13 protein-coding genes are annotated in these 13,562 nt (G+C 70.4%); 4 read left to right on the plus strand and 9 right to left on the minus strand.

What is annotated here, in order from left to right:
* The first annotated feature begins 235 nt into the window (after positions 1 to 235).
* Entirely contained in the window at positions 236 to 1,603 is a 1,368-nt protein-coding gene (locus OHB21_RS16435; protein WP_067511007.1) for a cation:dicarboxylate symporter family transporter, read from the plus strand.
* Positions 1,604 to 1,726: 123 nt separating this feature from the next.
* On the opposite strand, the gene OHB21_RS16440 is transcribed toward OHB21_RS16435, so the two are convergent.
* The gene (locus OHB21_RS16440; protein ID WP_067511006.1) at positions 1,727 to 1,948 is read right to left on the minus strand and encodes a DUF4287 domain-containing protein; all 222 of its coding nucleotides are present in this window, start codon (positions 1,946 to 1,948) and stop codon (positions 1,727 to 1,729) included.
* A gap of 219 nt (positions 1,949 to 2,167) precedes the next feature.
* Between OHB21_RS16440 and OHB21_RS16445 the strand changes: the two genes are divergently transcribed.
* A complete protein-coding gene (locus OHB21_RS16445) occupies positions 2,168 to 3,637 on the plus strand; it encodes a phytoene desaturase family protein (protein ID WP_067511005.1) in 1,470 nt (489 codons plus the stop codon).
* A gap of 9 nt (positions 3,638 to 3,646) precedes the next feature.
* Here OHB21_RS16445 and OHB21_RS16450 read toward each other — a convergent pair whose 3' ends face one another.
* Positions 3,647 to 4,573, minus strand: coding sequence for a cation diffusion facilitator family transporter (locus OHB21_RS16450; RefSeq protein ID WP_067511004.1), 927 nt, complete (start codon positions 4,571 to 4,573; stop codon positions 3,647 to 3,649).
* Positions 4,574 to 4,702: 129 nt separating this feature from the next.
* On the opposite strand from OHB21_RS16450, the gene OHB21_RS16455 reads away from it, so the two are divergent.
* Together OHB21_RS16455 and OHB21_RS16460 are read left to right on the plus strand one after the other, a co-directional pair.
* Positions 4,703 to 5,584: an alpha/beta fold hydrolase gene (locus OHB21_RS16455; protein WP_067511003.1), complete on the plus strand. Its 882-nt coding sequence runs from the start codon at positions 4,703 to 4,705 to the stop codon at positions 5,582 to 5,584.
* Positions 5,585 to 5,612: 28 nt separating this feature from the next.
* Positions 5,613 to 6,524, plus strand: coding sequence for an alpha/beta fold hydrolase (locus tag OHB21_RS16460; protein WP_067511002.1), 912 nt, complete (start codon positions 5,613 to 5,615; stop codon positions 6,522 to 6,524).
* A 232-nt stretch (positions 6,525 to 6,756) separates the two neighbouring features.
* Here the strand turns inward: OHB21_RS16460 and OHB21_RS16465 are convergent, their stop codons facing one another.
* From OHB21_RS16465 to OHB21_RS16495, 7 genes are all read right to left on the minus strand, one after another.
* The gene (locus tag OHB21_RS16465) at positions 6,757 to 7,686 is read right to left on the minus strand and encodes a cation diffusion facilitator family transporter (RefSeq protein WP_067511001.1); all 930 of its coding nucleotides are present in this window, start codon (positions 7,684 to 7,686) and stop codon (positions 6,757 to 6,759) included.
* Positions 7,687 to 7,755: 69 nt separating this feature from the next.
* Positions 7,756 to 8,976, minus strand: a complete 1,221-nt coding sequence (gene manA / locus OHB21_RS16470) for a mannose-6-phosphate isomerase, class I (RefSeq protein WP_067511000.1) — start codon at positions 8,974 to 8,976, stop codon at positions 7,756 to 7,758.
* Positions 8,976 to 10,193 (minus strand): tobH protein, encoded by a 1,218-nt coding sequence (locus OHB21_RS16475; RefSeq protein ID WP_113975091.1) that lies wholly within the window; start codon positions 10,191 to 10,193, stop codon positions 8,976 to 8,978. Before OHB21_RS16475 ends, manA begins: the two co-directional genes overlap by 1 nt.
* Positions 10,194 to 10,288: 95 nt before the next feature.
* Positions 10,289 to 11,665 (minus strand): phosphomannomutase/phosphoglucomutase, encoded by a 1,377-nt coding sequence (locus tag OHB21_RS16480; RefSeq protein WP_067514002.1) that lies wholly within the window; start codon positions 11,663 to 11,665, stop codon positions 10,289 to 10,291.
* A 372-nt stretch (positions 11,666 to 12,037) separates the two neighbouring features.
* Positions 12,038 to 12,415: a DUF3499 domain-containing protein gene (locus tag OHB21_RS16485; RefSeq protein ID WP_067514027.1), complete on the minus strand. Its 378-nt coding sequence runs from the start codon at positions 12,413 to 12,415 to the stop codon at positions 12,038 to 12,040.
* An 85-nt stretch (positions 12,416 to 12,500) separates the two neighbouring features.
* Positions 12,501 to 12,977 (minus strand): metallopeptidase family protein, encoded by a 477-nt coding sequence (locus OHB21_RS16490; RefSeq protein WP_170160732.1) that lies wholly within the window; start codon positions 12,975 to 12,977, stop codon positions 12,501 to 12,503.
* A 79-nt stretch (positions 12,978 to 13,056) separates the two neighbouring features.
* Positions 13,057 to 13,290, minus strand: a complete 234-nt coding sequence (locus OHB21_RS16495; protein ID WP_040827503.1) for a WhiB family transcriptional regulator — start codon at positions 13,288 to 13,290, stop codon at positions 13,057 to 13,059.
* Positions 13,291 to 13,562 lie beyond the last annotated feature (272 nt).

Raw genomic sequence — 13,562 nt, forward strand, 5'->3', positions numbered from 1 at the left:
GCATACCCCGGCTCCGACGCCGTACCCGCCTCACACGGGCAGCGCGGCCGCCAATTCCGGCATCAAATCGGAGAGCAGGATTCGCCATGAGCGATAAATCTAGATCAGCGCGCTTGTCGCACGCTGGTGTCGACTGCGCGCGACGCGATCGGCTGTCCGCGCCGTGGCGCTCCGGGCACGGGCGCGCCATCCAGTGCCCGCCCCCGCCGCCCGGCGGCACCGGGGAGGTCAACCGATGAGCGCCAGCACCGACGCCGCCCCCGCTCCGGCCCGCAAACGCGACCGCACGCACTGGCTCTACCTGGCCGTCATCGTCGCCGTCGTCGCGGGCGTGCTGGTCGGCTGGCTCGCACCCGGGGTCGGGCAGTCGCTCGCGCCGCTGGGCACCATGTTCGTCGACCTGATCAAGATGATGATCGCCCCGGTCATCTTCTGCACCATCGTGCTCGGCATCGGCTCGGTGCGCACCGCCGCCACGGTCGGCAAGGTCGGCGGGCTCGCGCTCGGCTACTTCCTCGTCATGTCGACCGTCGCGCTCGGCATCGGCCTGGTCGTCGGCAACCTGCTCGATCCGGGCAGCGGTATGGACATCGCCGAAAATGCCGGTGCTGGAGCGAAATACGCCGATCAGGCGCACAGCGGGGGCGGCACCATCGAATTCCTGCACGACATCATCCCGACCACACTGGTCTCCTCGCTCACCGCGGGCAGCGTGTTGCAGGCGCTGTTCGTCGCGCTGCTGGTGGGGTTCGCGGTGCAGGCGATGGGGTCGGCGGGCGAGCCGATTCTCGAGGCCGTCGGCATCGTGCAGAAGTTGGTGTTCCGCATCCTGGCGATGATCCTGTGGCTGGCGCCGATCGGCGCGTTCGGCGCCATCGCCAACGTGGTCGGGCGCACCGGGCTGGACGCGGTGGTGCAGCTGGCCACCCTGATGATCGCCTTCTACCTGACCTGCCTGGTGTTCGTGTTCGGCGTGCTCGGCGTGCTGATGCGGGTGGTGTCGGGGGTGTCGATCTTCAAGCTGGCGCGCTACCTCGGGCGTGAGTACCTGCTGATCGTGGGCACCTCGTCGTCGGAGTCGGCGCTGCCGCGGCTCATCGCGAAGATGGAGCACATGGGCGTGCAGCGCACCACCGTGGGCGTGGTCGTGCCCACCGGGTACTCGTTCAACCTGGACGGCACCGCGATCTATCTGACGATGGCGTCGATCTTCATCGCCGACGCGCTCGGCGTGCCGCTCAGCATTCCCGAACAGCTCGGGCTGCTGCTGTTCATGATCGTGGCGTCGAAGGGTGCGGCGGGTGTCACCGGCGCCGGCCTGGCGACGCTGGCGGGCGGCCTGCAGAGTCACCGGCCCGAACTGCTCGACGGGGTCGGTCTGATCGTCGGCATCGACCGGTTCATGTCGGAGGCCCGCGCGCTGACCAACTTCTCGGGCAACGCCGTCGCCACCGTGCTCATCGGCACCTGGACGAGAACCCTCGACGTGGACCGGGTCCGCAGTGTGCTGGCCCGCGAGATCCCGTTCGACGAAAGCACCATGGTCGACGACCACGCCTCCCCCGAACCCGACCCGAAACCGAAGTCCTTGGTACCGGTCTGATCCCGGTTGCCAGTCCCCGGCCCGGGCCGGGGACCAGGGCGGCACCGTGCGCCTAGCTCCCGCCGGTGCCGCCCGCCCCCTCGACGAAGGGCCCGCGCGATCCGCGGGCCCTTCGTTCGTGAATCACGCGGAGTAACCCCACTTCTCGGGATTCAAATGCACCTGCACCAACGCGTTCGCATGCCCGTGCCCCACCCCGTGCTCGGCTTTCAACCACTCCACCAATCCCTTGTGCCCCGCCACCCCGGACTTTGCCAGCAACTCGAACCACTCGGTCACCGGCTTGCCGTACTTGGCTTCGATGGACGGGAAATAGGAAGCGGGACCACTCGGCTTGCCGGACATGAACTCTCCTCATCTCGCTGTTCATCCTTCCGACGAGACGAACCGGTCGAACTCACCGCTTCGGCGCCCGATGTGACGCACGTCATGGAGCGGTCCGCAGCCGTCGGACGGTGCGCGGACCGGGTCGGTGGTCGAGTGGGTGGTGGCACCGTCGATGACTGTATTCACGGCGACGTGGCACCGGCCATCGATAACCTGGGGCGCGGGTAGCGTGGGCGTATGGCTGATGTCGTGGTGGTCGGGTCGGGGCCGAATGGGCTCGCGGCGGCGGTGACGTTGGCGGCGGCGGGGTTGTCGGTGGAGGTGTTCGAGGCCCAGGACACGGCCGGGGGTGGGTCGCGGACGGCGGAGTTGACGTTGCCGGGGTTCCGGCACGATGTGTGCGCGGGGGCGCATCCGATGGCCGCGGCGTCACCGTTCTTCCGGGCGTTCGACCTGCCCGCGCACGGGGTGGAACTGCTCACCCCCGAGGCGTCGTACGCGCATCCCCTCGACGGCGGGCGGGGTGCGGTGGCGTGGCGGGATCTGGAGCGGACCGTGGCGGGACTCGGGCTCGACGGGAAGGCGTGGCGGCGGCTGTTCGGGCCGCTGGTGCGCGACTGGCCCGGGGTCGTGGACGTCGCGATGGGTGATCTGCGCGGCATCCCCGACGATCTGGGAGCCGCGACGCGGTTCGGGCTGCGGCTACTGGAACAGGGCTCGCCGCTGTGGAACATCCGTTTCCGCGAGGACGCCGCGCCCGCGCTGCTGAGTGGCGTTGCGACGCACGCGATCACGTCACCGCGCGCGCTCCCGGCCGTGGGCGCGGGCCTGCTGCTCGGCACCCTCGCGCACGCCGAGGGCTGGGTGATCCCGCGCGGTGGCAGCCAAGCGATCCCCGATGCGCTGATCGCCGAACTCGAATCCCTCGGCGGCACCGTGCACACCGGCCACCGCGTCGACTCGCTGGACGAATTCGGCGGTGCGCGAGCGATTCTCCTCGACCTGGCCCCGGCGGGCTTGCTGCGCATCGCCGGTGACCGGCTGCCGCAGCGATATGCCAAGCGGCTCGGCAAGTTCCGCTACGGCGGCGCGGCGTGCAAGGTCGACTTCGCCCTGTCGGGCCCGGTGCCGTGGGCGGCGGAGGGCTGCGATCGCGCGGGCACCCTGCACCTGGTCGGCAGCCGGGCCGAGGCGATGGCGGCGGAAGGCGCGGTCGCCTCGGGCCGCCACGCCGACCGGCCCTACGTGCTGGCCATCCAACCCGGCGTCGTCGACCCCACGCGCGCACCCGAAGGCAAACACACCTTCTACACCTACGCCCACGTACCCAACGGCTCCGATATCGACATCAGTGAGGTCGTGATCGACCAGGTCGAACGTTTCGCCCCCGGATTCCGCGACCTGATCCTCGCGAAGAACGTGTGCACGGCCGCCGAAATGCCCACGCACAACGCCAACTACGTCGGCGGCGACATCTCCGCGGGCGCGATGACGCTGCTGCAGACGGCATTCCGCCCGGCACCCCGCTGGAACCCCTACGCCACACCACTTCCCGGCGTCTATCTGTGCTCGTCAGCGACCCCACCGGGCCCCGGCGTCCACGGCATGTGCGGCCTCCACGCCGCCCACCGCGTCCTGCGCCGCGAGTTCGACATCCACACCGAACCGTTGGACCTGGTGCGCGACAGCAAGATTCGGTCCCGCTGACGCGCGGGCTCACGTATCCGCACGCACCGCGCGATACAGGTCCGGTTCCAAGTACATCCGGTTCACGTGCGGCACCGCCGCGCGCACGCGGACTTCGGCGGCGTCGATGGCGGTGGCCACGGTGGCGATGTCGAGTCCGGGGACGATGGCGATCTTGGCGGCGACGAGCATGTCCTCGGGGCCGAGGTATTCGGTTTCCAGGTGGATGACGCGGTCGATGTGCTCGCCGTCGACGAGGTTGGCGCGGATGGCGGCGTATTCCGCCGGGGTGGCGCCCTCGCCGATGAGCAGGCTCTTCATCTCCACGATGAGCACCACCGCGATCGCGCCGAGCAGCACGCCGATGGCCAGGGTACCGATGCCGTCCCAGATCGGATCGCCGGTGAGCACGGTCAGCCCGACGCCCGCGAACGCGAACAGCAGGCCCACCAGCGCGCCGCTGTCCTCCAGCAGCACCACGGGCAGTTCCGGGTTGCGCGAGGTGCGGATGAATTCCCACCAGCTGGAACGTCCTTTGAGCGGCCGGGATTCGCGCCGCGCCGTCGCGAGGCTGAACGATTCCAGCGCCACCGCGACCCCGAGGATCACGATCGCGACCAGCGGCGACGTCAACTCTTCGGGCTCGCGGATCTTGCCGACGCCCTCGTAGATCGCGGCCAGCGACCCGAGCGAGAACAGCACCAGCGCCACCACGAACGCGTAGAAATACCGGTTGCGCCCGTAGCCGAAGGGATGCAACCGGTCCGGGCTCTGCGCCGCCCGCTTCTGCCCGAGCAGGAGCAGGAACTGATTCGACGTGTCGGCCACCGAGTGCACCGCCTCGGCCAGCATCGAGGACGACCCGGTGATCCCCGCGCCGATGAACTTCGCGATCGCGATCCCCGCATCCGCCGCCAGCGCCGCGAAGATCGCCGCCTTGCCTCCACTGGACGCCATGCGCGCGACGCTACCCGGACCGCCCCGCCCCGCGATCCCGACACGGCGGTCCCACCGCCCGATTTTGATGGTATGCATGTATCGCTTTAACTGATACGCTCATATCACATACTTGGAACAGGGGAGACCATGGCGAAAATCGGGCGGTTCACCAACGACAAGGCCGAGGCGGCGTTCCTCCGGGCCTACGACGCGATCTCCGCGCGGTGGCCGGTCCCATACACCGACCTCGATATCGAAACCTCTTTCGGCACAACGCGAGTACGCAAATCCGGGTCGGGCGACCACGCGCCGTTGGTGCTGCTGTCGGGCATGCCCGGCAATTGCCTGTTCTGGCAGCCGTTCATCGAGGAACTGGCGCGCGACCGGGTCGTCTACGCCCTCGACATCATGGGCTGGCCCGGCCGCTGTCGGCAGACCGCGCCGATCCGGGACCAGGACGACATCATCGGCTGGCTGGCGGAAACCCTCGACGGACTCGGCGTCGACCGCGTGCACCTCGCCGGATATTCCGTCGGCGCGTGGCTGGCCGCCCTGGTCGGAACGAAGCACTCGGATCGCCTCGCCAGCCTGAGCATGCTGGAACCGGGCGGCGCGACCTTCGCCAAACCGAAGTGGAGCCTGCTGCTGAAGCTCCTGGCGGCCGGGCTGTGGCCGACCGACAGGCGCATGCGTAAGATCGCGGCGCTGCTCACGCCGAGCGTCGCGCTCGACGACGAGGCGTGGGCGATGGCGAAGGCGGGCCGCAAATTCCGGCTCGCGCTGCCCTGGGAGCGTCCGCTCACCGACGACCAGCTGCGCGCCCTCACGGCCCCGCTACTGGTCCTCTTCGCCCGCGACACCGTCGTCAACGACCCCGAAATCGGCGCGCGCCGCCTCCGCGACCACGTACCCTCGGCCGACGTCGAGACCTACCCGGACGTCGGCCACGACCTGCTGTGGGCGCGCACCGACACGGTGATCCCCCGCTTCCTGGCCTTCGCTGCGAAACACGAACCAGCCCGGACCTGAGCGCTCGGATCGGAGGAAAGGGGAGACCATGGCGAAGATCGGACGGTTCCGGAACGCGACCGACGAGGCGGCGTTCCTGCGGGCGTACGAGGCGGTTGGCGCGGAGTGGCCGGTGTCGTTCACCGACCTCGATATCGAAACCTCGTTCGGCACAACGCGAGTGCGCAGGTCCGGGGAGGCTCCTGCGATCGGTGGGACGACGCGGGAAAGCGGACCGGCGCCGCTCATGCTGTTCCCGGGGATCACCGGCAACGGGATGGCGTCGCGGGGGTTCGTCGAGGAGTTGTCCAAGGACCGCGTCGTCTACACGCCCGACATCATGGGCTGGCCGGGCCGCTGCCGGCAGACCGCGCCCATCCTGGACCAGGCCGATATCACGCACTGGGTGGTGGAGGTCCTCGACGGGTTGGGCGTCGAGCGCGTGCACCTCGCGGGCGTCTCGTTCGGGGCGTGGATGGCAGGGGTGGTGGGCGCGCACCGCTCCGACCGGTTGGCGAGCGTGATCATGCTGGAGCCCAGCGGCGGTGCGTTCATCAGACCGCGCTTGTCCGTGCTGTGGAAGTTCCTGGTGGCGGGTCTCCGACCGACCGACGAGCGGATGCGCAAGCTGACTGAATGGCTCACGCCCGGACTCGAACTCGATGAGAACGAGCGGGCGATGGTGCGGGCCGGCCGCAAGTACCGGTTCGCGCTGCCGTGGGAGCGCCCGCTCACCGAGGATCAGCTGCGCGCCCTCACCGCTCCGCTGCTGGTCCTTTTCGGCGCAGCGACGGTGGTCAACGATCCGGAGGCCGTCGCCCGCCGCATCCGCGACCACATCCCCGCGGCCGACATCGAGGTCTACCCCGGCGTCGGCCACGAAATGCCGTGGGCCATCAAGGACAAGGTGATGCAGAGGCTGCTGGCGTTCGCCACGGAACACGACCCGGTCCGCACCTGAGTGCTGCGGCGGAACACGACCCGGTCCGAACGTGTGCGCTGTCGCGGAACACGACCCGGTCCGAACGTGAGCGTGCCGCGGAACACGCCTGGTCTGGACTCGAGCGTTGCCGCGGAACCTGCCCGGTCCGCACGTGCGCGTGCCGCGAAACACGACCCAGCCCGGACCTGAGCGTCGCCGCGAAATGACTTGCGCGCAACGACCGGAAGGCCGTATCCGGACGCGGCCTCGCTCACTTGGCCGGACTGTTCTCCGTGCGATACAGATCCGGCTCGATGTAGATGGTGCGCGCCGCGGGCACGGCCCGGCGCACCCGGGCCTCGGCGGCGTCGATGGCGGCCGCGATGGTGGCTATGTCGAGTCCCCGCACCACCGACACCTTGGCGGCGACCAGGATCTCCTCGGGGCCGATGTACTGGGTCTTGAGGTGGATCAGGCGGTCGATGCGCTCGCCGTCGACCAGGCTCTCGCGGATGGCGCGGTCCTCTTCGGGGGTGGCGCCCTCGCCGATGAGCAGGCTCTGCATCTCGATGATCAGGATGATCGCGATAACGCCGAGCAGCACGCCGATGCACAGGGTGCCGACGCCGTCCCACACCGGGTCGCCGGTGATCATCGTCAGGCCGACGCCGAACAGCGCCAGGATCAGGCCGACCAGCGCGCCCGTGTCCTCCAGCAGCACCACGGGCAGCTCGGGGCTGCGCGAGTTGCGGATGAACCGCCACCAGCTCGCGCCGCCCTTGAGCGGGCGGGATTCCTTCACCGCCGTCATGAAGCTGTAGGTCTCCAGCGCGATCGCGATCACCAGGATGACGATCGCGACGATCGGCGAGTTCAGCTCCTCGGGGTGCTGCACCTTGTGGATGCCCTCGTAGAGCGCGTACACCGAACCGAGGGTGAACAGCACCAGCGCAACGACGAACGAATAGAAGTACCGGTTGCGGCCGTACCCGAACGGGTGTAGCTCGGTGGCCTCCTTCGCGGCGGCGCGCTGGCCGTAGAGCAGCAGGGCCTGGTTGGAGGTATCGGCCACCGAGTGCACGCCCTCGGCCAGCATCGACGCCGATCCGGTGATCGCGGCGCCGACGAACTTCGCCACCGCGATACCCGCGTTCGCCACCAACGCGGCCAGAATCGCCTTCTTCCCACCGCTAGCCGACATGTCCGACCGCCCTCTCTCGTATGCGCGAACCTCGGTCAAGATAGCGCGCTCACGCCGGGACGTCTCGGTTCAGGCCCCCGGCCCGACGCACGCGCAGAAGACCTGGGCCGGTCCGTCCACGGTCTGGGCACGAATATCGTTGTCGGATGCCGAGATCCACGCGGCCGAGCCGCGGCCCAGGATCAGTTCGGTCTCGTCGCGCAGCAGTCGCACCGTGCCCCCGGTGCACAGCACGATGCCGGGGCCCGCCGACATGAGCGGCACCTGACCCGACCCCTCGGTGAGGTCGAAGCGGCGCAGCGCGAATTCCGGCGCGGGCGTGCGGTAGCGCACCGAGCCGTCGCCCGCGGGTTCGGGCAGCACGGCGGGCAGGTCGATGGGCTCGAAGTCCAGCACCCGCAACAGCTCCGGGACGTCGACGTGCTTGGGGGTGAGCCCGCCGCGCAGCACGTTGTCGGAGTTCGCCATGATCTCCACGCCAAGCCCGTGCAGGTAGGCGTGCAGGTTGCCGGCCGAAAGGTACAGGCCCTGACCGGGTTCCAGCGTCACGCGGTTGAGCAGCAGCGCCGCGAGCACGCCCGCGTCGCCCGGGTACACCTCGGCCAGTTCCAGCGCGGTGCGCGCCTCGGCGGCGAAGGGCCGCTTGCCTTTTCCGGACAGGTAGCGCACGCAGCCGTCCAGCACGGCGGGCAGCAGGGTGGCCAGCACCGGCTGCGGCAGCGTGATCCAGGTGGTGAACAGGGTGCGCAGGCCGGCCGAATCCGGTTGGGCGGCCAGCATATCCGCGTAGGAGACGAGCTGGGGCACCTCGAGCGCGCGGAACAGTTCGACCGTGCGGCGGGGTTCGCGGAACCCGGCCAGTGCCTCGAAACGGTCCAGTGCCACCACGAGTTCGGGCTTGTGGTTGTCGTCGCGATAGTTGCGCATCGGCGAATCCAGCGGCACCCGTGCGCGATTCTCGCGTTCGTAGCCCGCCTTCGCCTGCGCCGCCGAGGGATGCGCCTGTAGCGACAGCGGCTCCTCGGCCGCGAGGATCTTCAGCAGGAACGGCAGCTTGCCGCCGAATTCGCCCGCGACGGCGCCGAGTTCGCCCTCCGGATCGGCCGCCACCAGTTCCAGCAGCGACAGCGTGCCCTCGGCGGCTTTCACGTGCGCGGGGTCGGCGGGGTGCGCGCCGAACCAGAGTTCGGCCTCCGGATGAGCCGACGGGACCGGCCTTCCGCACAGCCGAGCGAGCGCGGTGCGCGAACCCCAAGCGTAGGAACGCAGTGCACCAACGAGTTCGTGCACTAGTAGCGTCCCCCGTCGTACTGGTCGCCGCCGTAGGGCGCTCGCGCGGAGGTGTCGGTGCCGTGCGAGCCGATCAGCCGCAGATAGGCGGCGGCCATCTCCAGGCGCAGCGCCAGCACCGCCAGCTGTTCGAGTTCGGTGCCGCGCGAGGGTGTTTCGGCGTCCTCGGGCGGGGTGGGTGCGGCCGGGTCGGTGAGCCCGCTGCGCAGCAGGTCCACATCGGCGCTCACCAGATCGGCGTCGACCAGGGCCGAGGAGTCGCCGCCGAAGACGGCGAGCCTGCGCCGCGCGGCCGACTGATCGGCGTCGGCGCTGAGCACGAACACCCGGACCCGCTCGACCGGTGCGGGACCGTCGAGTTCCTCGTCGTGGAACAGCGGATCGAAGTCGGGGGCCGCGGCGCCCGCGGCGGCGGTGAGCCGCGGCAGCGCCGCGACGGCCTCGGCCAGTTCGGCCTCGGCGGCCAGACGGCCCGCGGCCTGCAACAGCACCTCGGAACCGTGCCCGGCCAGCTCGGCCGCGGCGGGGGAGTCGCCCGCCAGCACCACACCGCGCTGCTGCATGCGCGCGGCCAGCGTCTTGGCGGGATTGTGGAAGACCTCGTTGTGCGGGCCGTCGCGCAACGCCTCCGCGTCCAGCACGTCGGCCAGCTCCGTCAGGTCCGGCACGGACGCGCCGGTGCGGCCCGGGTCCACCAGGCGCAGGACGGCGATTCCGGCCGCCAGATAGCGCAGCAGGCGGTTGTGATCGAGCACCGGGACCCGCGGCTCCAGCACGGCGGCGCGACCCGCCGCGACGGCGCGCAGCGGACCCTCCAGCGGTGCGGCCACGACCACCTCGGCGCCGCGGCGCAGCGCGCGGTCCACCGCGTCGATCAGGCGCGGATCGCCCGCGTCGTCCCCCGCGACGAGCACCACGTCCAGCGGGCCGACCCAGGGCGGCAGCGCCGACACCGGCACCACCGGCATGCCCGCCCGGTCGCCCAGCGCGGCCACCAGGATCGCCGCGGCGCGCGCCGCCCGCCCGGAACCGGAGACCAGTACCAGGCTGCGCGGGCGCAGATCGGTGAGGCGAGCCAGGGCCTGTTCGGCGACGGCTGCCGCCGTGGCCCGGACCTGGGCGCCGCCGGAGGCGGCCGAGCGCAGTGCGCCGCCGTTGTCGGCTGCCTCGAGCGAAGCGGCATCGTCGAGGTCGAGCACCGGTGTTCCCGCGATCATCTCCGCGTTCCACCTCCCCTCATCGCGCTGCGTCCGGATCGTCCACACCGAGCCCGGGTCGGGCGAATCCACTGTCTGTGATTCCACTATTCCAGTCAGGACCGGACGATGCCCAGAATCTCGGTTACGAGTGCGTCTACTTCCTCCGGCGATCGGGCCTCGACGTTGAGACGCAGCAGCGGTTCGGTGTTGGAGGCGCGCAGGTTGAACCAGGCGTGGTCGGCCAGCTGCACCGTGACGCCGTCCAGCCGGTCCACCGACTGCGCCCGGTCGCCGAAGGCGTCCAGCACCGCCATCGTCCGCGCGGCGGCGTCGTCGACCGTGGAGTTGATCTCCCCGGAGGCGGCGTAGGTGGTGTAGGCGGCCATCAGCTCCGACACCGGGCGGTCCTTCTCCCCGAGCGCGGCCAGCACATGCAGCGCGGCGAGCATGCCGGAGTCGGCGCCCCAGAAATCGCGGAAGTAGTAGTGCGCGGAATGCTCGCCGCCGAACACCGCGCCGGTGGCGGCCATCTGCTGCTTGATGAACGAGTGCCCGACCCGGGTGCGCACCGGCGTGCCGCCCAGTTCGTGCACCAGCTCGGGTACGGCGCGCGAGGTGATCAGGTTGTGGATGATGGTGGCGCCCGGCTCCTTGGCGAGCTCGCGCTCGGCGACCAGCGCGGTGATCGCGGACGGCGAGACCGGCTCGCCCAACTCGTCCACCACGAAGCAGCGGTCGGCGTCGCCGTCGAAGGCCAGGCCGATGTCGGCGCCGGACTCGCGCACCAGGCGCTGCAGGTCCACCAGGTTCTTCGGGTCGAGGGGGTTGGCCTCGTGGTTGGGGAAGGTGCCGTCCAGCTCGAAGTAGAGCGGCACGATCGTGATGGGGGCGAGCGTGCCGAGCACCTCGGGCACCGTGTGCCCGCCCATGCCGTTGCCCGCGTCCACCGCGATGGTGAGGGGGCGGATGTTCTCCAGGTCGACCAGGCCGCGCAGGAACTTCGCGTAGTCGGCGAGCAGGTCGACCCGGCTCTCGCCGCCGCGCGGGCCGTCGTGCGCGGGCACGCCCGCGATCACTTCGTCTTTGATGGTCGCCAGGCCGGTGTCCTGCCCGACCGGCAGCGCGTTGGCGCGGCACAGCTTGATGCCGTTGTAGCGGGCCGGATTGTGGCTCGCGGTGAACATGGCGCCGGGGCAGCCGAGGTGGCCGGAGGCGAAATACAGCTGATCGGTGGAGGCCAGGCCGATGTGCACCACATCCAGGCCCTGCTCGCGCACGCCCTCGGCGAACGCCTCGGACAGTTCGGGGGAGGAGGCGCGCATATCGTGGCCGATCACCACGCGGGTGGCGCCCTCGGCGCGCATCAGCCGGGCGAACGAGGCGCCCACGTCACCGACGAACCGCGCGTCGATCTGTTCACCGACCACACCGCGAACGTCGTAAGCCTTGATCACCGCGTTCACGAATTCGGCAGAGCGGGCGACTGTCATGGCACCTACCCTAGTGTGCCCGCGCGCGGGGCCGGGACGGTCCCTGCCGGGCGGCCCGATTTCCGCTTGCCGCGCGGTTGGCGGGCGGCGATACGGCGGGTGGCGGACGCTCCGGGAGATCCGGGCGCGCAGTCGGTTTCGGCGTTTCGTCCGGTTGGGGGACTGTGTGTGCTCGGGCGGGAGGTGAGCGGAACCGCGCGCGGCCGGGCGTCGAGGCGATCCGTTGTCGCGGAGTCGATGTGGGGAGTGGCGGGCCGCTGGAGGTCAGGGGTGCGGCAGGAGGTCGGGGTGCGGCGGCTCGGATCCGCGAATGCTCGACGGCGGGCCGGGATCTCAGCGGGAGGTGGAGGCCAGGGCGGGATCCGCGGAGGATCAGTTGGGCGGATCGGGCAGGACCCGTAGATGGCCGCGGCGGCCGGTGCGCGTGGGGCGCGGCGGCGGGGGCGCGTAGTCGCGGTAACCGCGCTGATCGGGTTCCGGGGGGCGGCGGCGCAGTCCGGCTTCGCGGACGGCCTCGGCCAGTGCGGTCAGATCGTCGTCGTCCGGGGTGGTGGAGAACCCGCCCTCGTGGCGGACCAGTTCCCAGCCCTTCGGGGCGGTGATCCGGGAGGCGTGGGTTTCGCACAGATCCCAGGAGTGCGGTTCGGCCACCGTCGCGAGCGGGCCGACCACCGCGGTCGAGTCCGAGTACACATAGGTGAGCGTCGCGACGGCCGGGTTCTTGCAGCCGGGTCGGCAGCAACGACGCATGGGGATCACGCCGATGAGAGTAACCCCCTCGACCCCCGGATGTGGACAGACACGCGGGTGCGAGTCTCGGCTCACACCGGTGTTCTCACGCCTCGGGATCGATGAGATCGGGATCCACGCCCAGATACGTCGCGATCTGCTGGACGAGCACCTCGCGCAGCAGGTCGACCAGATCGTCGGGATCGCCCGCGCGCAACTCCAGCGGCTTGCGGAACAGGACCACGCGCGCCCGGGTGGCCTGGCCGTGCCGGTCCACGCCGGCGGGCACCAGGCGCGACAGCGGCACCGGGCCGTCGGCCACCACCTCGTCGGGCCAGGTGACCGTATCGGGATGCAGCGGGCGGATTTTCGGCACGTCGTCGACGGCGATGTCGAGCTTGGTGAGCCGGTCGTGCCAGCGACTGTCGAGCGGGGCGAACGCCTCCAGCACCAGCCGGTCGAACTGCTGGCCGCGGGTTCGCCACGCGGGGACGGTGGGGGGCAGCATGGGCCCGCGCACACCGCGGCCGCGCCGGATCACCGAACGCGCGGTCGGCGGTCGTCGATTGCGGGAACGGGACATGCTCCGAATCTAGGGGAATCAGGGCACCGGGGTGAACTCGCACCGACCCCGCCGCGGAGGCCGGTGCGACACCGTACTGTCAGCCGATGCCGCGCTTGAGGCGACGACGCTCCCGCTCGGAGAGGCCGCCCCAGATGCCGAAGCGCTCATCGTGGGCGAGGGCGTATTCCAGGCACTCGTCGCGTACCTCGCAGCCCATGCAGATCCGTTTCGCCTCGCGGGTCGAGCCGCCCTTCTCGGGGAAGAACGCCTCCGGATCGGTCTGCGCGCACAGGGCACGCTCCTGCCACTGCTCCTCGATGGTGTCGAACATCTCGTCGAAGCCGGTCACGACCAGGCTGAGCCGGGGTGTCGGCACCGCGTCACCGCCGTCGTGCTCGCTTCGGTCGATGTCTGCGCAGACGCCACGTGCTGCGCCTGCTGTGGAATCGCTTCGCGAGACCATGTCTTCGGTCATCGCTCCGCCTCCTCACTGTGTGTTAGCGCAGAATGATTCTTTCCGCCGGATCAACGCGCACACCGGCGGCCGTACCCCGCGACGTTGTCCCGCGGACATCCCCGAGCTCGCCATCCCGATGCGAACAT

It is taken from the genome of Nocardia puris, from assembly GCF_036051655.1.
Taxonomy (GTDB): Bacteria; Actinomycetota; Actinomycetes; order Mycobacteriales; family Mycobacteriaceae; genus Nocardia; species Nocardia puris.

Bases quoted from the DNA above. Each gene is read 5' to 3' on its own strand.
- OHB21_RS16435 (WP_067511007.1), top strand. From the start codon at position 236: ATGAGCGCCAGCACCGACGCCGCCCCCGCTCCGGCCCGCAAACGCGAC.
- OHB21_RS16440 (WP_067511006.1), bottom strand. From the start codon at position 1,948: ATGTCCGGCAAGCCGAGTGGTCCCGCTTCCTATTTCCCGTCCATCGAA.
- OHB21_RS16445 (WP_067511005.1), top strand. From the start codon at position 2,168: ATGGCTGATGTCGTGGTGGTCGGGTCGGGGCCGAATGGGCTCGCGGCG.
- OHB21_RS16450 (WP_067511004.1), bottom strand. From the start codon at position 4,573: ATGGCGTCCAGTGGAGGCAAGGCGGCGATCTTCGCGGCGCTGGCGGCG.
- OHB21_RS16455 (WP_067511003.1), top strand. From the start codon at position 4,703: ATGGCGAAAATCGGGCGGTTCACCAACGACAAGGCCGAGGCGGCGTTC.
- OHB21_RS16460 (WP_067511002.1), top strand. From the start codon at position 5,613: ATGGCGAAGATCGGACGGTTCCGGAACGCGACCGACGAGGCGGCGTTC.
- OHB21_RS16465 (WP_067511001.1), bottom strand. From the start codon at position 7,686: ATGTCGGCTAGCGGTGGGAAGAAGGCGATTCTGGCCGCGTTGGTGGCG.
- OHB21_RS16475 (WP_113975091.1), bottom strand. From the start codon at position 10,193: ATGATCGCGGGAACACCGGTGCTCGACCTCGACGATGCCGCTTCGCTC.
- OHB21_RS16480 (WP_067514002.1), bottom strand. From the start codon at position 11,665: ATGACAGTCGCCCGCTCTGCCGAATTCGTGAACGCGGTGATCAAGGCT.
- OHB21_RS16485 (WP_067514027.1), bottom strand. From the start codon at position 12,415: ATGCGTCGTTGCTGCCGACCCGGCTGCAAGAACCCGGCCGTCGCGACG.
- OHB21_RS16490 (WP_170160732.1), bottom strand. From the start codon at position 12,977: ATGTCCCGTTCCCGCAATCGACGACCGCCGACCGCGCGTTCGGTGATC.
- OHB21_RS16495 (WP_040827503.1), bottom strand. From the start codon at position 13,290: ATGTTCGACACCATCGAGGAGCAGTGGCAGGAGCGTGCCCTGTGCGCG.